At 46.2% G+C, this 26,627-nt stretch carries 15 protein-coding genes and 1 pseudogene; 12 read left to right on the forward strand and 4 right to left on the reverse strand.

The window, feature by feature from the left end; translation table 11 throughout:
* Nucleotides 1-40 precede the first annotated feature (40 nt).
* The 5 genes from MARGE09_RS20670 (at nt 41) to MARGE09_RS20690 (ending at nt 10,041) form a co-directional block, all read left to right on the forward strand.
* Nucleotides 41-2,959, forward strand: a complete 2,919-nt coding sequence (locus MARGE09_RS20670) for a ligand-binding sensor domain-containing protein (RefSeq protein WP_236985055.1) — start codon at nt 41-43, stop codon at nt 2,957-2,959.
* 3 nt (nt 2,960-2,962) lie between these two features.
* Nucleotides 2,963-5,968 carry a ligand-binding sensor domain-containing protein gene (locus MARGE09_RS20675; RefSeq protein ID WP_236985057.1) on the forward strand — a complete coding sequence of 1,002 codons (3,006 nt, stop codon included), beginning with the start codon at nt 2,963-2,965 and terminating at the stop codon, nt 5,966-5,968.
* Nucleotides 5,969-6,053: 85 nt separating this feature from the next.
* Nucleotides 6,054-6,815, forward strand: coding sequence for a porin family protein (locus MARGE09_RS20680; RefSeq protein ID WP_236985059.1), 762 nt, complete (start codon nt 6,054-6,056; stop codon nt 6,813-6,815).
* A 237-nt stretch (nt 6,816-7,052) separates the two neighbouring features.
* Nucleotides 7,053-8,906, forward strand: coding sequence for a fasciclin domain-containing protein (locus MARGE09_RS20685; RefSeq protein WP_236985060.1), 1,854 nt, complete (start codon nt 7,053-7,055; stop codon nt 8,904-8,906).
* Nucleotides 8,907-9,516: 610 nt separating this feature from the next.
* Nucleotides 9,517-10,041, forward strand: a complete 525-nt coding sequence (locus MARGE09_RS20690) for a 3'-5' exonuclease (protein ID WP_236985061.1) — start codon at nt 9,517-9,519, stop codon at nt 10,039-10,041.
* A 6-nt stretch (nt 10,042-10,047) separates the two neighbouring features.
* Here the strand turns inward: MARGE09_RS20690 and MARGE09_RS20695 are convergent, their stop codons facing one another.
* Nucleotides 10,048-10,323, reverse strand: a complete 276-nt coding sequence (locus MARGE09_RS20695; RefSeq protein ID WP_236985062.1) for a metal/formaldehyde-sensitive transcriptional repressor — start codon at nt 10,321-10,323, stop codon at nt 10,048-10,050.
* A gap of 72 nt (nt 10,324-10,395) precedes the next feature.
* Between MARGE09_RS20695 and dmeF the strand changes: the two genes are divergently transcribed.
* The 6 genes from dmeF (at nt 10,396) to MARGE09_RS20725 (ending at nt 18,448) form a co-directional block, all read left to right on the forward strand.
* Complete coding sequence (gene dmeF / locus MARGE09_RS20700) at nt 10,396-11,328, forward strand: CDF family Co(II)/Ni(II) efflux transporter DmeF (RefSeq protein ID WP_236985064.1); 933 nt, start codon at nt 10,396-10,398, stop codon at nt 11,326-11,328.
* 82 nt (nt 11,329-11,410) lie between these two features.
* On the forward strand, nt 11,411-11,884 hold the full coding sequence (locus tag MARGE09_RS20705; protein ID WP_236985066.1) for a hypothetical protein: 474 nt from the start codon (nt 11,411-11,413) through the stop codon (nt 11,882-11,884).
* A gap of 416 nt (nt 11,885-12,300) precedes the next feature.
* Complete coding sequence (locus MARGE09_RS20710) at nt 12,301-13,800, forward strand: malectin domain-containing carbohydrate-binding protein (RefSeq protein ID WP_236985067.1); 1,500 nt, start codon at nt 12,301-12,303, stop codon at nt 13,798-13,800.
* A gap of 170 nt (nt 13,801-13,970) precedes the next feature.
* A complete protein-coding gene (locus MARGE09_RS20715) occupies nt 13,971-14,474 on the forward strand; it encodes a hypothetical protein (protein WP_236985069.1) in 504 nt (167 codons plus the stop codon).
* 176 nt (nt 14,475-14,650) lie between these two features.
* The gene (locus tag MARGE09_RS20720; protein ID WP_236985071.1) at nt 14,651-16,525 is read left to right on the forward strand and encodes a glycoside hydrolase family 9 protein; all 1,875 of its coding nucleotides are present in this window, start codon (nt 14,651-14,653) and stop codon (nt 16,523-16,525) included.
* 723 nt (nt 16,526-17,248) lie between these two features.
* On the forward strand, nt 17,249-18,448 hold the full coding sequence (locus MARGE09_RS20725; protein ID WP_236985072.1) for a c-type cytochrome: 1,200 nt from the start codon (nt 17,249-17,251) through the stop codon (nt 18,446-18,448).
* A 78-nt stretch (nt 18,449-18,526) separates the two neighbouring features.
* On the opposite strand, the gene MARGE09_RS20730 is transcribed toward MARGE09_RS20725, so the two are convergent.
* Nucleotides 18,527-19,105, reverse strand: a complete 579-nt coding sequence (locus MARGE09_RS20730; protein ID WP_236985074.1) for an HD domain-containing protein — start codon at nt 19,103-19,105, stop codon at nt 18,527-18,529.
* A 598-nt stretch (nt 19,106-19,703) separates the two neighbouring features.
* On the opposite strand from MARGE09_RS20730, the gene MARGE09_RS20735 reads away from it, so the two are divergent.
* Nucleotides 19,704-21,467: a pectate lyase family protein gene (locus MARGE09_RS20735; protein ID WP_236985075.1), complete on the forward strand. Its 1,764-nt coding sequence runs from the start codon at nt 19,704-19,706 to the stop codon at nt 21,465-21,467.
* A gap of 377 nt (nt 21,468-21,844) precedes the next feature.
* Here MARGE09_RS20735 and MARGE09_RS21815 read toward each other — a convergent pair.
* Together MARGE09_RS21815 and MARGE09_RS20740 are read right to left on the reverse strand one after the other, a co-directional pair.
* A pseudogene (locus MARGE09_RS21815) lies at nt 21,845-22,119 on the reverse strand (IS701 family transposase); the annotation flags it as partial.
* Nucleotides 22,120-22,359: 240 nt separating this feature from the next.
* Nucleotides 22,360-26,487, reverse strand: coding sequence for a DUF11 domain-containing protein (locus tag MARGE09_RS20740; protein ID WP_236985077.1), 4,128 nt, complete (start codon nt 26,485-26,487; stop codon nt 22,360-22,362).
* Nucleotides 26,488-26,627 lie beyond the last annotated feature (140 nt).

A 26,627-nucleotide genomic window follows, 5' to 3' on the forward strand; every position in this document is an offset into this window, starting at 1 on the left:
GCTACTGTTTGGGCTGGCGAGCTCGGCTGCGGCTTTTACAATGCAGCTGGCCCCCTATGCCGAATTTCACCATGTTGAGATTGGCGAATACACAGACGACCAAACTAATGTGGGCGCCATTACCGCCATTACTCAAGATAAGCGCGGCTTTATGTGGGTGGGCGGCGAAAACGGCCTTGTGCGCTACGACGGTCATAAAGTGTCTTTGTACCGTGCCCATTCAGGCAACAGCCTTGGCGCCAACTATGTGCAAGACCTTATCCCCGACGGCGACGACTACTTATGGGTGGCAACCGTTGGTGGCATTAGCCGGTTAAACTTAGAGACAGGGCTGTTCGACAATGTAAATAAGGACTCAGGGCAGCTGCCAGGCAACGATGTGTTGTCTATAGCGCTATACAACAATCTACTTTTTGCCGCGACCACAGAAGGGCTAGCCATACTGGATAAACACACCCTGCAGCCCCAAACACTGCCATTTGTCCACCAGCTACCAGAGCTTTTACACATACGCTATGCCTTTGTCTTCCGAGATACCCTGTGGTTAGGCACCAGCCATTTGGGCCTGATTGAGATTGACCTCACCAGCAATACGATTACTTACTACACTCCCGACGCTAACAACCCCGACAGCATTCCCCATGCCGATGTGCGCGGCATATTCACTTACGATGGCAAAACCTATTGGCTGGCCTCGCTAGGTGGTGGCTTTATGCGGCTGGACTACGAAAACCAAAAGTTTACTCAGTATTCAGCCTCCCCCGAGGCCGACATTCCATTTGTCACCAACGATGTATGGGGCGTGCGCGGGGATTCGCGCGGTTTTATTTGGGTTGGCACCGACAGCTCTGGGCTATGGCGCATCGATAGTGTCACTGCAAAGGTCGATGGCTATGTGCACGACCCCAGCGTATTTGAAGCCCTAGGCTCTAATAAAGCGCGCATTACCTATGAAGATAACGAACGCAACCTATGGGTTGGGCACTTCACCGGGGAGCTGGACTACTACAACCGAGAGCAAGAAACTTTTGTGCGCTACAAAAAAAGTAACCGCTTTCACAAGGGGCTAAACCACTCTTCGGTACTAAGTATTTTGCCGGCCGATGCGCTGAATGTTTGGGTAGGCACCGAGGGCGGCCTAAACTTGCTCGATGCACGCGATGGCAGCAGGCTGAGCTTGACCACCGAGAACAGCGGCTTACTGGCCAACCCCGTATTAGCCTTAGAGCGCGACCAGCAAGGTCACTTGTGGTTAGGCACCTGGGGAGGCGGCTTGCAACGCTACCACCCCGAAACCCAGCAATGGCACAACTTGCTGGACCATCCCGACCCCAACAAGCGCATTCCTAGCACCTATATTTGGGCACTCGAAAATGATAACAAAGGCAACCTGTGGGTAGGCTCGCAAAAAAAAGGAATTTATAAGCTTCGCCTTAGCGATGGCCATGTTACTCACTACCCCTACAACACCGCTTATCAAAGTGGCCGCCAGACAAAATACCCTGGCGTGGTTGGCGAGTTCATACGCGATATTTGCATAGACAACAGCGGCACCCTATGGATTGCCAGCCTACACGGCCTTTCGCGCTATAACCCAGAGTTGGATCAATTCGACTTATTCACACACAACAATCAAAACATTAATAGCCCTGCCAGCAATCAAGCCATATCACTTTTAAGCCATTCCAGCGGCGATTTATGGATTGGTTTTCGCGATGCAGGCTTAAGCATTTACCGCGCGGCCAGCAAAACCTTTGAGCACTTTGGTATCAAGCAGGGTCTGCCAAGCCCCAGTGTGGGCAGCTTGTTAGAAGACAGCAAGGGTAACGTGTGGGCAGGCACCCCTGTAGGTTTAGTGAAAATTAACAGCGACCTTTCTGACCTTAAAACCTATAAACAAGTACACGGGCTGGCCGGCGCCAACCACAACCGCAATGCGAACCTGCTTGATGACAATGGCCGCATTTGGATTGGCAGCAAAGAAGGGCTCAGTATTTTTTACCCCAGTTTGTTAGAGCAAAAACGGCTGTCTAACAGCACTGTTTTATCGGGTATTCGCATTAACCATGGCAAAACATACGATAAAGAATATTGGCAAAACGAACGCGCCTTACCCAAAGCCTTACGTTACGACCAAAATGCCATTAGCTTTGAGTTCAGCCTTAATCAGTTTTACTTACCGCAACTCAACGAATACCAATACCGCTTACAAGGCCTAGATCAACAGTGGCAAAAAACCATGCGCTACAACTCGGCGAACTACACCAACCTAGACCCAGGCACTTATACCTTTGAGGTAAAAGGCAAAAGCGCTAATGGCGATTGGGGTGAACAAGTTACCCAACTTTCGTTCACCATTGCCCCGCCACCTTGGCGCCAATGGTGGGCCTATATTCTATACGCATGCTTTGTTTACGCGGGCTTTGCCGCCTACCGCAACTACATGGCTGTACGCGCGCGCAGCGCTATTTACGAACAGCTTTCGCAACAAGACCCGCTCACCGAGCTACCCAACCGCATAGCATTAAACAACCGCGTAGAGCAGTGGCAGCATCAGAACTTACCGTTCAGCGTTATCGTTGCCGACCTTGATCATTTTAAACACATTAACGATACCTACGGGCACGACGCTGGTGATCTATTATTAAAAGAGTTTTCTCACATTGCTGCAGAGGAAACACGCGATACCGATTTATTAGGCCGCTGGGGCGGTGAGGAATTTCTTATCGTTTGCCAAACCAGCGATATGGAGGTGATACACACCATTGCAGAACGCATTCAAAAATCGGTGGCGATGCAGTCGTTTATCTTTAACGAACAGCTGATTCAAATGACCGTAAGCTTTGGTTGCGCCACCCACCATGAAAATGAGAATTTTAATGAATTGTTCCAGCGCGCAGACCAAGCGCTATACGAAGCCAAGGCCAACGGCCGCAACCGCGTTGTTAAGGCAGCCTAAGTAATGCTAAGCAAGCTAACAGTAGGGTTTAGGCTTGCGTTACTTTACGCCCTTACCTTGGCTTTAGCTTGCGGCATCTGTGCACCTGCTGCATGGGCCATTAGCCCGGCAGAATTTGTACGCTTTGATATTGCCGATTTTTCAAATGACCAAAGCAATATTAGCGGCATTCAAGTAATCACCGAAGATAGCCACGGCTTTATTTGGGCTGGCGGTGAAAACGGCCTAGCGCATTTTACAGGGCAGCGCGCCACCATTTACCGCTCTGCCGTTGGCAATAGCAACAGTATTGCTGGCAATTTCGTGCGCGATCTATTATTTGAAGACGACAATATTTTATGGGTGGCTACTGCCAATGGTCTTAGCCGCTTTGATATTCGCAGCCAGCAATTTTCGCAGTTTAATAAGAGCAATGGTTTTTTACCCGGCAACGATGTGTCGTCCCTAGAGCGCTTAAACAACCAGTTAATTATCGGTACAACCAGCGGTGTTGCTGTTCTTAACCTTGCCACACTCGAGCGCGTGACTCCGCCGTTCCTCAACAACCTTGATCCCAACTTTCACGTTGAGTCCATGGCACAGCAAGGCACAAACCTGTGGCTGGGCTCTACCCGCGGCCTAGCCAAAATAGACTTACAATCGCACCAAGCAACCCTATACGACCACGATACCCGCGATCCGAACAACCCTAAAAAGCTACCGTACATGGATGCCTTTAGCCTTTTTCCCCAGCATGGCACCTTATGGGTCGGCTCAATGGAAGGCGGCCTATATCAACAAGATATTGCCACCGAAACCTTTATTAAACTGCCCGAGCATATCCAGAAAAAAATCGGTTTAAGTGTTGTCTCTGTCAGTGGTAACAGCACAGAAGATATATGGGCGGCTACCGATTTTAACGGCTTGTGGCATATTAATAGCCGAACATTGGAAACTCGTCATTACCCCTATGACCCCTCGATAGAAGGCTCGATTCACAATAACAAACCGCGCGCCACCTACACCGACAAAAAAGGTAATTTTTGGGTCGGGACATTTTCTGGCATTTTAAATTTTCACTACCGCGGCCTAGAGCGCGGAAAACGGTTATTTAAAGAAAGTACATTACAGCCGGGGCTGGCCGATAATTCGATATTATCGATACTCGAACGCGAAAATGATATTTGGGTAGGCACCGAAGGCGGGCTTAGCAGGCTATCTAAAGCGGGGGAGCCCCTGCGCAACTTTACCCCCGAAAATACTCCCCAACTTACAGTAACAGCCGCGCTTAGTTTAGCTAACGGTATAGGTAACGATATTTGGGTTGGCACTTGGGCAGGAGGCTTACTGCACTACAATATCGATACCGACACATGGAAAACTTACAATACCCACTCGGCAACCAACCCGATTCACAGCGATCATATATGGGCGTTAGAGCGAGACAAAAAGGATAACCTTTGGCTTGGCACTCACAATAACGGCGTCAACAAAATTCACCTACCTACCGGCAAAATTAACCATTACCCGCCAGCACCTTTTCGCCAAGGTGGCTTCCCGTGGGAAATGGTACGCGATATAGAAACAGACGCCAGTGGCAATGTTTGGTTTGCAACCTTTAAAGGTTTAGCTCGTTACCGTGAAAATACCGACGACTTTGAAGTTTACTCCCATGATACGGGCAACGATAACAGCCTAAAAGGTGAGCAATTCTTAGCCTTATTAGCCCATAGTAATGGCGAATTATGGGTCGGTTCACGCAGCAACGGCATTAGTATTTTTAACCCTATCAGCCAGCAATATCGTCATATTGGTTTGGCGCAAGGCCTACCGGCCATTACCGCCAATGCTATTATTGAGGATCGAGATCATAATATTTGGGTAGCAACCCCAAACGGGGTTGCCGTTATTAAAGCCGGTACAGACAAAGTAGACCGCGTATTTAAAAAATACGATGGTTTGGCCAGCAATATTTATTACCGTAACTCTAGCACCGTATTAAGCGACGGTACTTTGGCCTTGGGCGGTAAAGAAGGGTTGGCACTTTTTAAACCACAGCTACTCAAAATTTTTCGCATTAGCCCACCGCCCATCATTACTGGTATATCTATTAATTTCACAAAATCTATGCCTCATTTATTGACTTACCAAGCCAATAAAGACCAACCATTAATATTAAATTTTGACCAAAATACTATCGGGTTCGACTTTGCACTTAGCAACTATTATCACCCCCAGCTTAACCAGTTCTCTTATCGGTTAGTGGGTTTTGACGATACTTGGCGATCACTAGAAAATACCCACCAGGCCTACTTTACTAACTTACCCGATGGGCACTATATATTTGAGGTTCGCGCCAAAAGCGCTGATAGCATATGGGGGCAAGCCTCTAGCCAAGTCTTTTTCAGCATTCGCCCTCCCTTAATGCGAAGCTGGTGGGCCTATATTATTTATGTGATTGTTCTCTACAGTATTATTATTGCGGTGAAAAAGTATTTGGCGATTGTTGCTACAAGCTCTGTTTATCAACGGCTATCCATTATTGACACCCTTACAGAGTTGCCTAATCGCCTAGCCATTAACCAAACCGTAGAGCGCTGGCATAGCAAGCACACACCTTACTCTGTTCTGGTTATTGATTTAGATTTCTTCAAGCGCGTTAACGATACTTACGGCCATGAAGCTGGCGATAAATTATTAAAAGACTTTAGCGAGATTGCCAAAAATGCACTCCCCGATGACGGTAAACTAGGACGCTGGGGTGGCGAAGAATTTATTGTAATATTAAAAGAATATAACTCGCGTAATACGCAAGCGGTTGGCGAAACACTGTGTAAAAGCACCGAGGCAACTACTTTTACTTTTGGTGATGTTGTTATTCCCCTCACGATTAGTATTGGCGGTGCCACACTAGAACCTGACGAGAGCTTTACAAAAGTCTTCCAGCGTGCAGACGAAGCCCTTTACCACGCAAAACATCACGGCCGCAACCAAGTTGCCATGGCAACAAGCACCACACACTTAAGCTAACTAATAACAACCTCTACCGGCCTACATGACATTGCCCCAACAGCCATGTACATTAGGCTACCCATACATCACACAATAAACCGCCATGCGCATTCACAATAACCTGTTTCGCTATAGCTTAGCCCTGCTAGCTCTCGCTGGTTTTTCTGATAGCACCCTTGCGGGCAATAATACTGCGGTAAGTTTTGATTCTACGCTGAGTCTTAAAGTGTGGCATCAAAATTACCAAGCGAGTGTTTTTAGCCATGGCAATATTATTGATGTTGATGGCCAATTTAACATCCAACCCGAAAACGACCTGCAGCTAAGCTATACCTTAGTGCACAACGCTAAGTATTTACCGCAATTCGAAATACAGTACACCCAAAGCAGCGCCAAAGGCCAAGGCGTTATTACGGCAACACTGTTCGAGTGGGTTACTTTAGAAGGTGATGTAGTGGGCCAACTTGATTTATCGCATGTCGACATTACGGCTTTTTACAGCACGACCGCTAATACAATTAACCTACAAGCAGGCTTAAAAATACGCCGCTTTTTAGCAGGGGTAACATTAGGGAACGCCGCCGGCCAATCTGCCAATATCGATATAAATAGCGTCATCCCCATGCTCGATATTGGCATACATAAAAGCTTAAGCCACCATACACGCTGGGACATATCTGTGGCATATATTCAGTTTGCGGAGGATAAAGCGCTGGATATCACAACGCAGCTGAGCATTAACATCAATAACCACTGGTCATCCCATATTGGGTACCGATATTTTGATATTGATTACAACATTAGCGCTGCTCGTATACTTGCCACTAGTCAGGGGATTTTTATAGGTGGCGGCTATCACTGGTAAGCGTATTCCCGCTTCACATCAATTTAACCATTACGCTCTTATGCTCAAAAAAGATTATTCATTTTACAAATAATCAAAAAAAATAGCTTTATTGTGATTAAACACAAAAAAATCTTCAAACAATTCATCTAACCCCTTCTTTGCCTAGTACAACTGATCAGGCTGCCTAAGAGGCACCCCAATAGATTATCGCCACACTTTTATCAACGCTACTTAAATGGGTTTCAGGGGAATAAAATGTCATCAATATCACATCCAATCACACCGATTAGTAAAAAAATAAAAACACTCGCATTAGCAACTGCCGTTCTTTCGCTTGCGGCATGCGGTGGCAATAATGATTCATCAACACCACCCGTTGTTGAAATGAAAGATTCTATTTTCGAAATAGCCGCAGCCGATGATCGGTTTGATAGCTTAGAGCTGGCTTTAACGACCACAGGATTAGACACAGCACTTAATGATGACAACGCAACCTACACAGTGTTTGCGCCAACCGACGATGCATTTGATAAATTAGGCGACGCCCTGAATACATTGCTTTCCAACCCCGATACCTTATCAAACATTCTGCAATATCACGTAATAAACGGCGCCGCCGTAGATTCTGGAACAGCCATTAGTTTAGCCGGCAACACACAAGAAATGTTAAATGGTAATAATATTGCCATCACGTTACAAAATGGTGAGATTTATATTAATAATGCCAAAGTTATTATTACCGATATCGAAGCATCCAACGGAACAATTCACGCGATCGATACTGTAATTACACCACCCACGCCAACCATTGTAGATGGCACAATTGTGGATGCAGCCATCGCAACACCAGAGCTTTCAACGCTAGTTACAGCTTTACAAGCAGCCGGTTTAGTCGATGCGCTAGCCGACGAAACTAAGATGTATACCGTATTTGCGCCACTAAATAGCGCCTTTGATAAAATAAATTCCGATGATTTAACCGCATTATTAGCCGATACAACTGCCCTAACAAATGTACTAACCTACCACGTGTATACCGGTGGTGATGTAGATTCGATTACAGCAATTAGTTTAACCGGCGGCGAAGTACCCATGCTTAATGGCGATAACGTCAGCGTAAATTATGCCGACGGTAAGTTATGGATAAATAATAGCGAGGTGGTCACGAAAGATATTGTTACCAACAATGGAACCGTGCATTTAATTGACACAGTATTAATGCCACCCAAAGGCTCTTTAGTGGACGTAGCTGTTGCCGATGGTCGCTTCACAACATTAGTGGCCGCCTTGCAAGCCACAGGCCTAGACGCAACGCTAGCTAATAAAGACAGCACCTATACTGTGTTTGCGCCAACTGATGATGCTTTTGCGCTCCTAGGTGACGATACAATTAACGCTTTACTAGCCGATACAGACACACTTAGTAGCATTTTGCTATATCACGTCATTGGTGACGCCAATATTAATTCGGCCGCTGCCATTAACGCAGCAGGTACAACAATAGGCACAGCCAATGGTTTAGATGTCAGCATTAACTTAGTGGGTGACAAGCTCTACATTAACAATTCGCAAGTCATCATTACCGATGTACTAGCTGATAATGGTGTTATCCATGTTGTAGATACAGTAATCGTACCGCCAGCCACTATTTACGACGAGGCTGTAAAAGCTGGCGTGTTTTCTGCGCTATCATCTGCTTTAATCAATGCGGGCGTAGATGCCGCCGTAGCGAACGAGCAAGCCACGCAAACTGTATTTTCGGCAACGGGGCTAGATACCGTATTAGCCAATACCGCCGAACAATTCACCGTATTTGTACCAACAGCAGATGCTTTTGCAGCACTAGGCGCGGACACGCTAAATGCACTAGCGCAAAATCCAGATCAACTGCGGGATATTTTGCTTTATCACACGGTACAAGGCGCAAAAATTGAAGCCACAGCCGCTATTGCCGCCGCCGGAACCAGCCTAACAATGGCCGATGGTAATACCGCAGCTGTAACACTTAATAATGGTGAATTATTTGTGAAAGATGCCAAAGTGGTAACCACTAATATACAAGCCAGCAACGGCATTATTCATTTTATTGATAAAGTGATTCTTCCCTAAACCGTCGTATTACCCCATACAATACGGCCCTTGCCCAGCTACTTAAAATAGCTGGGCTTTTTTATTGCCGCATTAATATTTCAGAATATTGGGCGCCTCTAAAAATAGTAATTTTTGACGGCTGACAAATGCTAATACTTTACCTATATACATGCCACCCTAGGCAATAGAGTACCGCGATGACTGAAGTGGCTTGGAAGCCAATGGCCAGAATCACAGTTTACCTAGTGTAAAGCAATTATCGAGTCGCAAAACAGTGACTCCGCTATCACTAAAAATCGCAGCTTCAGAGGTATGCCCTACACCAATTAACGCGCCACACCGTGAACCACATCGCCCTCATAACGTGCAACACCCTCAGCGCGCGCACCACAACTACAACAATGAAAATCACACTACAGCTAAACCATGATTTTTTGACCTTCCCCGGCTATCCGCGCGCCCTACTTTGGTTCCTTTTAATTTTTTTTGCATTCCAATAGCTATTTTTATAATCATTTAAACGCCACTATAAACTCCTTTAAGCCGTTCACACTCTGGTTATTAATTAACATGATTATTGGCATAAAACATGATTTAGAATAAATCAAAGCAATGAAGAGCGCAGATAATGAACAACGATTTTTATATCCCTGTGATCGACTTTGAGGCCTCAGGATTTGGTCCAGATAGTTACCCTATTGAGGTTGGCCTAATACTGAATAACGGTATGACATACCAATCGTTAATTCGCCCGCATGATCACTGGACCCAGTGGGAGGAAAAAGCTAGTCGCATTCATGGCATTACTCGCGAAGAGTTAATGCTTAGAGGTAAGCCACCACAGCTGATTTGCCAAGAGCTTAATTTATATTGCCTTGATCAGGTGCTGTATACCGATTGCTGGTCCCACGACCACCATTGGCTAAATACCCTGTACAGTAGCGTGGGAATGAGTTGTGATTTTCGCCTTAACCCCATTGAATACAAGCTTACCGAACAGCAAATGGAGCAGTGGACAAAATATAAATGCACTGTTGCAGATTATAACGACATCAAACAACACCGCGCCCTTAACGATGCCATTATTATTTCCAATAGCATGGCTAGCATTCGCGCTCAAAAGCGCCGCAAGCCAATAACCGTTAGCGCTTAGGAAGCACTACTTTAAATAAGACTTTAATATTTTCACCACATCGTCAACCTCTTGTCCACGTTGCTCGGTTGTCATTTCCGTTGGCCCTAAATGTTCGCGAATGTGGCTTTCTAGCATTTCACTCATTAAACCATTTACGGCTCCTCGAATAGCCGCTATTTGCTGAAGTACCCCTAAGCAATCGCTACCGTCCTCTAACGCTATTTCCAATGCATTCGCCTGCCCTTTAATTCGCCTAACCCGATTGAGTAACTTCTTTTGATTGTGCTCAATATGCGCCATTGTGGTCCATCCTGTTTTCTATTTACTATACTGGGGTATAGTATACCTCTTTAATAGTACGGAGCATTGTTTATGCCGATATCAACAGCGACAGGGGCGCAACCATGCCCAAGCGACCAGTGGCGGCATAACCACAACTTTAATCAAGGCAATCCTTTAGCGGAGCGCAATACCCGCTGGGCATTATTGTTAACATTGGTAATGATGGTGGCCGAAATTACAGGCGGCTGGGTATTTAATTCTATGGCATTGCTTGCCGATGGCTGGCATATGAGCTCGCATGCGCTAGCGTTGGGCCTAGCTGTATTAGCTTATGGCGCTGCAAGGCACTTTGCTCAAAGTCAACGCTTTAGCCTTGGCACATGGAAAATTGAAATTTTAGGCGGCTATACCAGCGCTTTATTTTTGGTTGCTATTGCCGGCTTAATGCTGTTTCAATCTATTGCACGCCTGTTAAACCCCAGCCCGATTTATTACGACCAAGCAATTGCACTAGCCTGTGTGGGTTTAACCGTAAATTTAGTGTGTGCTTGGCTGTTAAAAGAAGACCATCACCATCACGGTCACAGTCATAGTCATAGTCATCATGATTTAAATTTGCGTGCGGCTTATATCCATGTGATTACTGATGCGGTAACTTCCGTATTGGCTATTATTGCCCTGATTGGCGGCAAACTCTGGGGCGCCAGCTGGCTGGACCCAGTAATGGGAATTGTCGGGGCTATTGTTGTTTGCGTTTGGGCCTACGGTTTACTGCGGGAAACCAGCGGTATTTTATTAGATGCCGAAATGGACAAGCCCATAGTCGAAGAAATAAGCAGTGTTATTGCAAATCAATTTAGTGCCAAAGTTACTGACATTCATGTGGCCCGTGTGGCACAACATAAATACAGCTGTAGCCTAGCGCTTGCTACCACTAATAATATTACTGCCGATGCCGTTAGGCAGGCTTTAAGCGTTCACAAAGAGCTTGTGCATATCACTGTAGAAATTAATCATTATTAGTAATTTTAAGCCATTATTCAGCCTCGCCGCCTTATGGTAGTAATCACACGGTGATAACCATTACCTATCGCACAGAGGCACTATGAAAACTCTCCATAACGCTATTATTTCCGCATTCCTATTTGGCACCTTAATTACAATGGCGTTGCCAAGTATGGCGCATAAACAGCATAGCCATCATCGTAGTGAACAATACCGTACGCAGCATCGTGACTATTCGAATGACCGTGAATACTCGCAGCATAATATTGCGCGCGAACGAGACGCTTTAAACGAGCAGCGGCAGGTAGGGCACCGAGAATTCGATGCCTTAATGCGCGCACTAGATTTTGAAAATCGTGAAATAGATCGCTGGCAGCAACGCCACCATTGGCACGATCACCAACATATAGCGCGCATAGCCAACGAACGACGCGATGCATTAAACCGCGAGCGCGACTCGATTAATCGCCAACGCGATCAAATGAATCGCCATTTTGATCAGATAAACCGGCAGCTGGATCGGCGCGCGCAAGAACAGCATCGCCATCAATCACATAATCGACGCTATTATTAACCCAGTATCGTGTAATCCACATTTACACCGTCATGCGCAGCTTCAATAAATGAAATTCAATTATTGGCGCCATGCAAAGGCCATGGCTGGACATTCTTACCCTCAAAATGACCCAAAAATTAAATATCAAAAACCTTATATACCCTTAATACGATTTTTGATGGGGCATGCATTTTGTGAAATTGCGCATAGAAAACGCCAAGCACACAATATCCACACATTTGAATTTTTAGCTGACGCTATAGTGGTGTTTTGTTAAACAGCAGGTACGAGTGTGTGGCTGCAGTTTGATAGCGAGACGTCCAGTGACTTAATACCGCATCGGCGAAACCTTAGTGCTAAAAATGTGTATTAAAAATTCGGTGCGCCAGCTTGCGTTATTTTAATTCACCCCACTAGATAACGAGTAACATAAAATGAATAAACTGAGCCTATTCAACCGGTTGGCCGGATTGTCTTTATTGTTAAATTTTACCGCTGCAGGGTGCGATGGCGGCGCAGTGGTTGCAAGCTCTTCAGCTGTGCCTATTGTTTCTAGCACGGCCTCTTCGTCAAGCAGCTTGCCGCCGGCGAGCTCATCCATTGCGGTATCTAGCCTTGCAAGTAGCAGTGCCTCTAGTGTTGGCGAAACTATTCCAGCCGGTGCCACGTTGGTTTATGCAGTAAATGTGGGCGGGCCACAGACCACGCTTGGCGGGGTTGAATACCAAGCAGACCGCTTTGCCCGTGGCGGCACGCAGAACGCCACAACCTCGGCCATTGCTGGCACCGATGAAGACACCCTGTATCAAACCGAACGTTACGGCACACTAAGCTATGAAATTCCCGTTAGCAATGCCGCCTACAGCGTTAAATTACACTTTGTAGAAATGTACCAAACAACCACTGGCTCACGGCTATTCAGCGCGACAGTTGAAGGCGAGCCTGCGGTGCAAAACCTCGATATATTTCAAGAGGTGGGCGGCAACACAGCATACGATGTGATAGTACCCGCAGTGTCGGTGGCTGATAACGCTTTAACCCTTCAGCTCGATACAGCCATTGATAATGCCACCCTTAGTGGCTTTGCCATTTACTCGAACGATGGTGGTGTTTTTGAAGAGCCGCCAACGCCAGAGCCGGGCGAAGCACTACCCAGCATAGGTTGCGGCACATCAAAAACCCTACAAGACGGGCGCCGTAACATTAGCGTTAACGGCGGTAATCGTAGCTACATTTTGCGCACACCGGCTAACTACAATAACCAAACACCTTATCGTTTAGTGATGGCTTACCATTGGCTAAACGGTAATGCCGAACAAGTTGCTAACGGCGGCATGGGCGGCTCTACAGATGATCCTTTCTACGGGCTGTGGGACTTAGCCGACAACAGCACCATTTTTGTTGCACCAGAGGGCCTTAATAGCGGCTGGGCGAATACCGGCGGTGCTGATATTCGCCTTACCGATGCCATATTGGCAGAGCTTGAAAGTGAGCTATGCATTGATAAGTCGCGCATTTTTGCCACAGGGTTTAGCTATGGTGCTGGCATGTCAAACGCTATTGCCTGTGCCCGCGGTGATGTATTTCGCGGTGTGGCGCTTTACGCTGGCGCGCAATTAAGTGGCTGCGATGGTGGAACCACTCCCATCGCCTACTTTGGTGCCCATGGCCTTTCCGATTCTGTGCTGAATATTTCACAAGGGCGCAGCTTGCGTGACCGGTTTGCGGCCAACAACAATTGCAGCGCGACTAATGCACCAGAGCCGGCTAATGGCAGTGGCTCGCATATTTGTACCGAATACCAAGGCTGTGATGATGGCTTCCCTGTCACTTGGTGCGCTTTCGACGGTGACCATTACCCCACCCAAAAAGACAGGGGCCAATCTAAATCATGGATTCCCGGCGAAGCATGGAAATTTATATCGCAGTTTTAGGTTTTAGCCATATCGGTGCGAATACGTTGTAGCTACATGTGCTAAACCAGCGCCCTTTGCTATTGCGGGGGCACTATTTGTTTCGGTGATTAGCGAAGAACACAGCGCAATCCATAATTGTGGAATAGACTTAGCCATACCCCAACACGAATAAAGGATATGGCTAAGCTATGCTAAAAACGTTCATAGCACAATGCACTACAATTGCTTTAGCTCTACAACTTGCCGCTTGCGGCAGTGGCGGCGATGCTGGAACAACACCGGTAGATGTGAACAGCAGCACTAGCGCAACAAATTCAAGCCAAAGTACTGGCAGCCATAATCCAGGCCAAGCATGTATGAATTCTGGTTGCCACGATGGTACTAATAACGCCGAGCAATTTACCGCTGCAGGCACCATTTATACATCTAGCGGCGTGGCCCAAGCCAACGCAACAGTGCGATTATATGTACACAATACGAATACGTTGTCACTCACGGCCAATACCGATGGCAGCGGTAATTTTTATACAACACAAGCCGTTGAAGGTTTAAGTACCGGTAACGGTTTGGTATCTGGTGTGGATGTAGAAGTAGAAGGCCCCGGCGGCATTCGCACAATGCCAGGGTTGGTTACTAATGGCTCGTGTAATGCTTGCCATGGGGTTAGCAACGGCAGAATTGTGGTTGATTAATTGGTGGAATAAAAATTTTCCATATTGCAGTTAAAGGTATTCTTTGTTGCGCGGTACACGGCGACTTTTCTCAAATTTACCGAACACTTCTCAAAAAACCAAAAATAACACTGTCGGTTCAGACCAGTAATCACTCAAGATCAAACCATAAAAACATTATCTTGAAGGAAAGAAACATGGTAAAAAAACTTTTAGTACTCAGCGCGGCTATTGCTATGAGCGCTTGTACGGCAAGCCCAAATAACAGCAGCAGTGCTGTAACAACATCCAGCACTGCAATATCAACTAGCTCAGCGATTACCGCTAGTAGTATTTCAAGTATGGTGGTTAGCTCAAGTAGCGCAGCAAGTAGCTCGGGGTTAGATATTGTTAACTGCGGCGGCAATACGCTTAATGGCGCAAGTAATACACCCATTCGCATTAATCAGGTGGGCTTTTTACCAAATGCCAAAAAAGTCGCGGTTATCGAAAAGCCTGCCAATAGCCAATTTTATATCGCACGCGCCAGTGATGATGTAAAAGTGTATTGCGGCGAATATAGCAACGAAGCCACTTGGGGGCCTTCAGGCGAAACCGTTCGCATGGCAGAGTTTACCGCCCTAACAACGCCAGGCACATATTACCTCGGCGATGTTGGCGGCCGTAAAAGTTATTCTTTTGAGATTGGTAGCAATGTTTTTAATGATCTTGGCGAAGCCGCTTTAAAAGCTTATTACTTCAACCGTGCCAGTGCAGAATTACCCAGCCAGTATGCGGGTATATGGGCGCGTGCGGCAGGCCACCCAGACACCAATGTTTTAGTCCATGCTTCGGCTGTGTCGAATACCCGCTCTGAAGGCACGGTAATTTCTGCCCCTAAAGGTTGGTACGACGCCGGCGATTACAATAAATATATTGTTAACAGCGGTATTTCGGTTTACACCCTGTTAGCCGCTTACGAGCATTACAGCGACCACTTCGCAAACCTTGCCGTGAACATTCCAGAATCCAACGACAACGTGCCCGATATTCTTAATGAAGCCATGTGGAATATCGAATGGATGGAGAATATGCAAGACCCCGATGGTGGCGTTTACCATAAATTAACCACCAAGAATTTTGTCGGCACGGTAATGCCTAACCAAACTAATGCTCAGCGCTATGTGGTGCAACGAACAACCGCAGCAACGTTAAATTTCGCCGCCGTTATGGCCGTTGCCAGCCGTGTTTATAGCAATTTTGAGCAAGCATTCCCTGGTAAAAGCGCAGCCTACCGCCAAGCGGCACTGAATGCATGGAATTGGGCCGAAGCTAACCCATCGGTTATTTATAGCCAGCCATCAGACATTGCAACGGGCACGTATGGCGATAATGACGTTAGCGATGAATTTGCCTGGGCAGCGGCCGAAATGTATTTATTAACAGGGCAATCTTCGTATTTGGAGCGTTTTAAATCTATTGATGCCGGCGTAATTGCGCCTTGGTGGGGCGGCGTTGGTACACTGGGCTATATTTCATTAGCCGAACACGGCCAAGCGATGATGTCAGCGGCAGATTACCAAATGGTGACCGATGGCTTAATTGGTGCTGCCGATGGGTCTGTTGCTAAATTTAAAGCAACCGCTTACGGCGTTCCACTCGACGAAAATGCCTTGGGTGGCGATTTCTACTGGGGCAGCAACGGCGCAGCCGCTAACCAAGCATTTGTTTTAATGTATGCCAATAGCTTAAACCCATCGCAGGATTATGTTGATGCCACAACATCGATTATTGATTACCTACTTGGGCGCAATGCAACGGGTTATTCTTTTGTCACTGGTGCCGGCGCAAAACCGCCAGTAGATATTCATCACCGCCCATCTTACGCTGATAACATTGCAGAACCTGTTCCAGGGTTTTTAGTGGGGGGGCCACACAGTCAACAACCCGAAACGCCAGCCTGCGATTACCCCTCCTCATTATCGGCAAAATCTTATAGCGATACTTGGTGTAGCTATTCCACCAACGAAATCACTATTAACTGGAATGCGCCACTCGTTTATTTGTTAGCGGCTATTCAAAATGCCCCCTAACATTTCATAGGGCTGAGAAGCTAAATCCTTCTTATCTCACTAATAAAAAACATTGTTAGAGTTACACTTCATAGGCTGCAGCCAAACTTATAAGCTGCAGCCTATCGAGAAGGCTAAAATTCCGGCTAGAACTTACTGCATTTCCTCTCCTGACCTCCGTCTACCCTAATCTTAAAGCGCCGGAATGCTTCTTCAAATGGTAATTTTTAGATGTGCCCAATTATCGAAAATAAAGGTTTTGGCTAGTAAAAATAGAGAGCCAAAATTTACGTATTACCTTTTCCTTTTTAGCCAATACGTGTACTAAAAAATACATATATAGGCATTATTGCTATTTGTGATATTGGCCGCACTTTCATGAAGTCTAGAGGTTTTAATATTTCAATTAGCATGCATTGCCGCTCTATTAATAATAATGATATTTATTTACCGAATATGTTTAGCATAGTTATTTTAGCGTCGATGGTAATTAAACCCTAAAGTATTTTTTAATGCATAAAATATATCTAGTTTGTGCAAGAATACCATTACCGATTGGTAGATGCTGATATGTTCCCCTTTGGGTAAAGGCTGAAAAATACTTTCACCTGCAGCTAGTTTTACACCCTATTTTGCCACGATTTTTCGCCCGAAAAAAAGGTTAAATCTAGCTTCCGTATTGCAAATTATTTTTCGGCTTACCCTTGTTATTTAACTAACATTATTGGGAGCTTCGATATTAAAATGAAAATTTATAACAAGTTTTATCGGCAATACTTTTTAACAAAAATGTATTGCTACAACGCTTTATACAAAACGTTATTGTTGGCTGTTATTTCTGTGTTAGCCGCCTGTGGTGGCGGTAAAAATAATGCAACTACCACAAGTAGCCAAAGCAGTAGCGAGGCACCTATGGACATGTCGGGAGGTCAAGCTTATGAGGAGGCCGATGGCATAGTTGGTGGTCAGCTCTATTCTAAATTCTGGGCGAGTGAAACGGGCTTTACTTTAGGGAATTCAAATCTGGATAACCAAGGTCAACTAGATGCCGTGACCGGCAAGTCTGATTTCTTTCGGTGTAAACAATGCCACGGCTGGGATCGTTTGGGGCGTGACGGTGGCTACAGTAATCGCGCGCCATCGACCTCTAGGCCTAACGTTGCCGATATTAATTTAGCCTTGGTTAGCGAAGTCGCAACACCACGCGCTATTTTTGATAGCATTAAAGGCAGTGCCAATTCGCGCTCTGTTGATGTCGACCTGAGCAACTATGACCCCAACAATAATGCAGCAACCGGCGACCAGATGCCTGCATATGGAGAAATTCTAACGGATGAACAAATTTGGGATATTGTTAAATACCTCAAAGAGGAAGCACTGGATACTACCGCAATCTACGATATCGTTTTAGAAAATGGCCAATACCCTAACAGGCCACGCAGCTTTCAAAACTTAGGCGTTAATGGCAGCCCAACCTCGGGGGATGCGATATACACCAATAACTGTGCGATGTGCCACGGCGTTGATGGTACCAAAATATTAGTCGACGGAGAGTCCTATACTGTTGGCCGCCACATGCGCTATAAGCCCTACGAGGACCAGCACAAGGTTAAATTTGGCCATTTGGGCAGCACTATGGGGCCAATATTAAAAGATTCGGACATCGATGATATTCAAGACCTGTTTGCAGCCATGAATGATGTAACTAAATATCCTGATGAACAACCCGCGCCAGAGCCCGTTGTGGATGGCAAAACACTATTTACCCTGCATTGCAGTGATTGCCACTCTGGCAACGGGGTTGGCGCAAGTACTTTTGGTGACGTCAGCAACCAATCTGCAGCTAGGATTACAAGCGAAATTGGCAGTGTGCCGCTGATGCAATCACTTTCGTCTTTAACAAGCGAAGAAATCAACTTAATCGCCGATTTTTTATCGAATTAAATAGCTTGAAATAAAAAAAGGGCTCAATAGTTAGAGCCCTTTTTTGTAAAGCAAACTTTATCGTTTTTACAATGTTATTTAATTCAATAATCCTGCATCAACGGCTTCTTCGAGCTTTCCTTTTAACACGCGCCAAATATCTTTGCTGCCTTTTTCTATACGGCTATTTAAGCCGAAAACCTTTTCTTTAGGCACGTTGTTATCCCTCCAGCTATGGCCATCGCCATGTAAATTGTGCAGCAACGGCGGAATGCGGTCTATCGCACGGGCATAAATGGCATCGGGGGTTTCGCCCAATTCAAATTCTTGCCATAACACTAGGTATTCGTCACCTTGACCATCGGGTAATAAGCCCAGCAGGCGCTTCACGCCGGCCTCTTCTTTCGCTTTATTCTCTGCCGTTTCCGAGGCATAAATAATGGTATCCCCTGCATCAATTTCCCCTAAATCGTGAATCAGCAGCATGCGGATAACACGGTCAATATCAATAGTATCGTCGGCAAAGTCCTTAAGCATTAATGCGCATAAGCACACGTGCCAGCTGTGCTCGGCTGAATTTTCGTAACGGGGTAATGCACAAGGGCGTGTTTTACGCAGCACACCCTTTAGCTTTTCGATTTCTACAATAAAACTTAAAACGCTTTCTATCTTTTCCACGGTAACCTCTTTTGGTGGTCGGTAGCCTTAGCTTTACGCTGCACAGCGCCACCAACCATACTTACCGCGCAGTACAAGAGCCACTGCTTTCCACACTACTGCATACAAAAAAGCGCACGGCCATGTATAGCCGGTATTACACGTAAATGCACACACAGTTTTGGGTTAGCGCAACCCAATAGCTGGCTTAACGGCAAGAAATACCCAGTATATAGAGTCAGTCTCACCATAATTGGTAAGGCCTAAGGTTTAGGTATTCGCATGCCAAAGCTCATTGGTTACTCATTGCCTTCTCGCCCAACAAACCTCGACATAATGGTCACTTCAACTCTATGGCCTAGAGAATTTTTAACGATACAAGTGGCCTTGTCGCAGAGGGGATTCTGTGAACTGGTTGGTAAACTGGTAAGACCAGTTTGTTTTGTGGCCAGTGTGGTGGTTATGATGGCTTTACTAACTCGCGTGACGACATTAGTAGCGCAAGAAAGTTGCTTGGCTTACAGGTGCGAGGCTGCGCGTTGGTATCTGGAACCCATAATCACAATTACCCCTAGGTGTAATACTTCGTTACAGAAGACACTTCGTCAAAGGTGCACACATGAAATTTAGAATAATGCCACTTGCAGCAGTAATAACTGCAACTTTAGCTGGCTGTACTGGTGAGAGCGTATCTTCTAGCTCACAAGATCAGGCTGTTAATTCTTCGGCTCCAGCTGTAAGCTCTTCCGCCCCCGCACAGTCAAGCGCACCGGTCATATCCAGTAGTTCTTCTGTTGCTGTGTCCTCAGTCGTGCCTTCTTCAAGCAGCGCAGCGGTATCTTCGACGCCAGCAAGCGTTACCCTGCTAACAATACAAGAAAGCACAACCGGCTATTGCGGTACTGTGGGCGTCATCGATACCAAGCATTCCGGTTACGTGGGTGCGGGCTTTGTAGATTCGGAAAACGCCACTGGCGCATCTATCGAATGGCAAGTTAACGCCTCTGAAAGCAATACCTACCAAGTCACCTTCCGCTACGCTAATGGTGGCGATGCTGCTCGCTCGGGTACTTTAACCGCGAATGGCAACGCCGGCGCATCCGTTACTGTTAATATGGATACAACCGGTGCTTGGGCGACTTGGGTCGAAGAAACCGTTGAAATATCACTCAATGCTGGGGTTAATAAGCTTGTATTAGCCGCCAACGGCGCAGAAGGTTTAGCCAATACCGATTCAATCTCCATTGCAGGGCCTGCGGTTAGCGCCGAAGCCTGCGCACCTGCTTCAGGCTCATCAAGCAGCAGCGGTTCTAACTCTTCTATTCCAGTTCTTGAGATACCTTCAGATGGCACTAACCAACCCAAAATGGCAGCCACGCAATGGGTGGGTTATGGCCCAGCGCCTACAGGTGGTGCTGGCGGCTCTACTGTAACGGTAAGCACAGGTAAAGCGTTACACGAAGCACTGTGTGGCCGCGGCTCAGACAACACACCACTAACCATTAAAGTAGATGGCACCATTAACCATGGCAACACCGCATCAGCCAGCGGTAGCTGCAATGGGACTAAGGCCGATACTATCGTACTTAAAGAAGTCGAAAACATTACCATTGAGGGTGTCGGTACGCGTGGCGTATTTGATCAAGTGGGCATTCAAATTTCTCGGGCCTCAAACATTATTATTCGCAATGTAACGATTAAAAATGTTAAAAAATCTGTCTCGCCAACGTCCAATGGCGGGGACGGTATTGCAATACAAGGCGGTCCACAAACGCGTATCTGGATTGATCACAACACTATTGAAGCCTCGGGCGGTGAAAGCCAAGGTTACGATTCGTTGATCGATATGAAAAACGATACAACCCACGTGACAGTTTCTTACAACCATTTCCGCAACTCTAGCCGTGGTGGTCTTATTGGCGCTAACGATAGCCCAGATGGTAACAACTACATTGTGTTCCACCACAATTACTACGAAAACATCGAGCAACGTACGCCTTTACTGCGCCGCGCAACGATTCACACATTTAATAACTATTGGAGCAATACCAACTCGGTGAATCAAATTCACTACATTAATGCCCGTGCAGAAGGTAAAGCGTTAGTAGAAAATAACTATTTCAAAAACGTGAATAACCCCTTAATTGCATCAACCGATTCAGATGTACCAGGCTGCTGGGCTGCTAGTGGTAATGCGTGGGAAGGCGGCACTTATACCCGTACAGTAGATAACGGCAAAGCGCACAAAGTACCGGTTAACTGGCAAGATGGTAACCTTAATGGCGATAACTGCAATGTGAGTGGTGCAAATTCGGTAACACTAGATAAAGCCGGTGATGTTCCAGCCATTGTGATGAGTAATGCTGGTGTCGGTAAACTATAAGGTAAGCTCTGGCGAATACACATCGCCGCTTTAACTCATACCAAAGCCCTCTTTTAGAGGGCTTTTTTTGTGGCAGATTAAACTACGGTTTCTAGCTTTAAGCGCCTTTAACGCCTTAGCCGGCAGCCCCCTCTACAGGATTAACACTTCATATTTAAGCCATTGGTAGTTTGAGGATATTAAAACCAGAAGCACCGTGGTATTACGCGCGATAAAAGAAGACCCAAAAATTGCTGGATACCAAATTAGTATGGAAAAAGCTAACGAACCGGTAAAAGCCAGCATCAGCACACTTAGAGCTGAGTGAGCAAAGTAGACATTTATTTGAAAAAGCGGATGATTTTGTGGAATATTAACGAATCAAGGTGTTTGCGGCAGAGCATGAACGTGTCATCTATCGCCAAATTGATAACGTCGCATTTCATAACACTTAAGCATAGTCGAAGACATTGCCTTGCTAAGGAAAGCCACGACCACCTCCCCTTTTGCAGCCACTTGTAATAACTGCTCCAATGGTTTTTCATCTCAAGCATTAATAGGCATCGGTGACGAAACCCCTTGGGGTGAGCATTGCTCCAATCAGTAACTCAATAAACGTTCCAATGGATCTTGGGGGTAGCACTTTGCACAAAAATTTTATCCAATAGAACATCCGTTAAGGGTGAATAGTTCGGCAGATAGTAGGCGGCCCCGCTTATCGCTTTGGTGCGCCGCTCTTTGATGTGCGTCCTTGCACAACTCGTCCCTGAATGTCCATTTTAAGTAACCCAGCTTTGTATAATAATCACGTCCCCAACTTCTATAAAAAACCACTAGCGTCCTTGCCATCCTTTATTTTTATTTTGGCGGGTTCGTATAGTTGATGAGTGTTGCTATATCGCTAGGCAAGCTTTTAGTTCTTCAAAACGGTTACCTGTTGCATATTAATACTATCGATCATGCCTTCGGCGCTGACTCTAAATGGAGCAATAATAAAGTGCCCATCAACCATGCCCTCTGCCACGTTTGCATTAAGTGTAATAACTTCGCTCGCGCCTGCGGATAGTGTGCCGAGTGACCAGACTGCCTCTTCATTGGCGGTACACACATTATTACCGCACCGCGAGCTGGCTGGTGAGGTGTTGCTTGAGTAATTAAATGATAATTCTTCAGGCACACGCAGTAATACCTCAACATCATTAACCGGTAAACCATAATTGTTGGTAACCGTGAGGGTGTAACTTATTACGCCGCCAGAGGCGACAGGCTCGGGCGAGGCTGCTATCTCAAATGATAGTAGCGCAGCAATACCACCGCTTTTGGCAACCGATACGGTATATTCGCTTTGTTTATCGATTTGCAGCCCACCAGCATGTTTAAGCTCGGCCATTAACGTGAGGTTTTCGCCAGCGATCACTGAGTCTGCTATGACAGTAATTTCTCGATATGCCGCGCCTCCTGAGGCAAGGTTTATCGCACTCCATTCGATAATACCGTTTGCGATTTCGGTACCGTCATCACTGATCGAGTCAATGCTGACGCCAGCGGGCAAATAGGCGCGCGCTACAAGATCGCTCAAGTTCGAGCCGCTAGTGTTACCAAAGTCTAAGCGGTAGCTAAATGTTTGGTTAGGAACGACTGGGTCGGCGCTAGCGCTGATTGTCAATTCGGCGGGTGAATTATTGTAAACCGCCACCGTTTTTATTAACTGAATATCGTCGTTCAAACCGGCTGTCGTTATTCGTATGGGTAAATGAATTAATTGCCCATTAAGTGTTTCTGCCACTTGTGCATTAACCGTTATTGTCTGACTTTCGCCGGCGGCCATGGTTGCAAATATCCAGTTTGCTTCTTCCGTCGCTGTACATACATTATTACCGCAGTTCGAGCTATTGGGTTCTGCATCATTACTGTAGCTAAACGATATGCCTTTAGGTAAGCGCACCATCACATTAATATCATTAACTGGCTGCAATGAGTGGTTACTGACTGTAAATGTATAAACAAGGCGGCTATCGCCCTCAACAGGATTGGCCGAACTGGTGATATCGATAACTATTGGTGGCGGCGCGTCAATGACGCTGCTTGCAAATTCGCTTTGGTTATCGATGGCTTGACCGCCATCGTAAGTTAATTGCGCACGGGCTTTTAATATTGCGCCTTCGCTAATGTCGGAATTAGTCGTTACGTGTATTTCTCGCCTAGCTGTAGTTCCAACGCTGAGGCTACCTTCGTCCCAAACCACAATGCCCGGTAATATTTCCATACCGTTATCGCTTATCGAATCAATAGTAACGCCTTCGGGTAAAAATGCTCGCAATTGTGTGCCGCTCAATGCATCGGCACTGGTATTGCCAAAATTAAACTGATAAACAAAGTTCTGGTTTCGTGTTACTGGGTCAGCATTGGCGCTTATTATTAAATCGGCAGACGGCGCATTGTGAACAGCAAGCGTCTTTACCAAAGCAATATCATCGTTAAAATCTGGCGAAACTATGCGGATAGGTAAATGAATAAGATTGCCGCTAAGGACATTATCAACCTGTGCATTGACGGTAATGCTGCGGTTTTCACCGGCTGCTAAAGTATCGAAGCTCCAGCTAGCTTCTTCATTAGCCGTACACACATTGTTGCCGCACCTAGAGCTATCTGGTGCAGCATCACCACTGTAGCTCCATGAGAGCTCTTGCGGTAAACGAACCATGACCGTAACATCATTAACAGGCAGTGACGATGTATTACCTAAGGTGATGGTGTACATCACGTGCTCTTCGCTTACCACTGGGTTTGTAGCGCTGCTAATATCGACCATCAATGGTAAGTTATTGGCTGTAACACTCGAGACAAATTCTGTGGTGTTATCTATTGCCTGACCGCCATCAAAAGTTAATTGCGCGCGAGCTTTTAATACACTGCCGAGGGAAAGGTTTGAATCTGCTGTTACTGTCATTTCACGGTGCAATGAGGCGCCGACGCTTACATTGCTTTCATTCCACACCACAACGCCCGGTGTTACTTCCATACCGCCATTACTGATCGAGTTGACAAATACGCCCTGAGGCAAATCAACGCGCAGCTCAGTATTGTTCAGTGCGCCGGCGCTGGTGTTGCCAAAGTCCAGTTGATAGTTGAATGTTTCGCCAGCAACGATTGGATCTGCGCTCGCGCTTAAGGAGAAGTCCGCCGAAGATGTATTAAATACGGCAAGCGTTTTGAGCAATACAATATCATCGATTAAATTTGGAGATGTCATACTCACAGGTAAATTAATCAGGTTGCCACTGAGTACAGTATCGATGATTGCATTCACCGTAATCGTGCGATTTTCGCCTGAGGCTAAAGTTTCGAATGTCCACCATGCTTCTTCGTTAGCGGTACAATCGTTATTACCACATCTAGAGCTATTCGGTTCTGCATCATTGCTGTAGCTAAACGATAGCTCTGCTGGCAAGCGAATTAAAACCGTAACATCGTCAACCGGTTGTAATGAAGTATTGCCTACTGTAAAGGTATAGGTAACACGATTTTCATGCACGACTGGGTCAGCCGAACTACTGATATTTATGGTTAATGGTAAAGGGTTCGATACGACACTCAACGCAATTTCTGCTGAGTGTTCTACAGCCATTCCTTCGTAAGTTAGCGCTGCGCGAGCATGAAGCAATTCACCTGGCTTGAAGTCGCCCTCGGCCGTTACGGTAATTTCGCGGTGGCGTGATTGGCCAACGCTAACATCGCTTTCATCCCACTGAACGATACCGGGGGAAACCTCTGTACCGCTATGACTAATCGAATCAACAGTAATACCTGCCGGCAACATAACACTCAATTGCGTGCCTTCGAGGGCAGTGGCTTGGGTATTACCAAAATCGATGCGATATACAAAACTTTCATCTTGCATAACGGGGTCGGCACTTGCACTTAAAATAAGATCGGCCGATGGGCTATTAAGTACCTCTACACTTTTAATAATGCTGAATTCGCTAAGGCCTGCAGCATTAAATGTGAATGGTAAGTCGATAATAGTGTTATCTAACGTCGCTTGTGCCACGAGCGCATTAATATGTATGCTTCGGCTTTCGCCGGCCGCTAGATTTTCGAAGTTCCATGTTGCCACCTCGCCTGGCGTACAGGCATTATTACCGCACCGTGAGCTATTAGGCTGCGTATCGTTTGCGTATCCAAACGATAGTTCGTCGGGTAGTGTCAGTGAAACATTCACATCAGTCATTGGTAGGGCTGTCGCATTGCCAATAGTGACTGTATAGAGCAATCTCTCGCCGGCCACAACGGGGCCGCTAGCGGTTATGCTCGTCGATAATTTAGGGATAACTCTGAACTGCACCACACGCTCAATAGGTGTTAATTCACCATCATCAACAATGAGGCGTGCACTGTATTGCCCGGCGGTATTAAACACGTGCTCTTGCGAGTTATTGGCCGAACAATTATTAATCGTGTAATCGACGTTATCGTCATTATTGATATCTAAATAACACGTCAAATTATCATTATTTTCATCGCTGGCGCTCCAACTAAAAGTAACGGTTGTGCCAACAAAAACCGGGGAGTCTGACAGCGTAAAATTTTCGAGGCTCGGTGGTACTGGCGAACTGCTCGAGCTACTCAAACTACTTGAACTTGAGAGCACGCTCGCGCTAGAGCTTAAGCTCGATAAACTGGAGTTGAAACTCGAACTGCTTGAGTTTAGCGATGAGCTATTCGCGCTAGAACTTATTACAGCGCTTGGGCTGCTTTGTACCATGGTAAGGCTGCTTGAGCTAACCGGTGAGCTGCTGGGTATAACGCTTGCGACACTAGAGCTGCTGACATGCAAGCTTGACTGAGCGCTGGCTACTGAGCTCGAACTGATAACGGCGCTCGAACTACTGGGCATTGCACTTAAGCTGGAACTAGATATTACGCTGGAGCTTGTGCTTTGCACTGAGCTTTTACTCGAACTCGGCGTAGGTGGCTTGGAAACATCGTCGTCACTTCCGCTGCTGCCACATGCGGCGAGACTTAATGCTGTAAAAAGCAAAAATGTATTTCTTTTTGCTGACGAAACTCTCGTTGAGAAGCCCGTACAATTCATTGTCAGTACCCCAATAATTTATAATCGATGGATGAATGAGCTATTCACGAGTGACAAGAATGATAGGACTAACCACAAGCACCTGC

The organism is Marinagarivorans cellulosilyticus, assembly GCF_021655555.1.
GTDB lineage: Bacteria > Pseudomonadota > Gammaproteobacteria > Pseudomonadales > Cellvibrionaceae > Marinagarivorans > Marinagarivorans cellulosilyticus.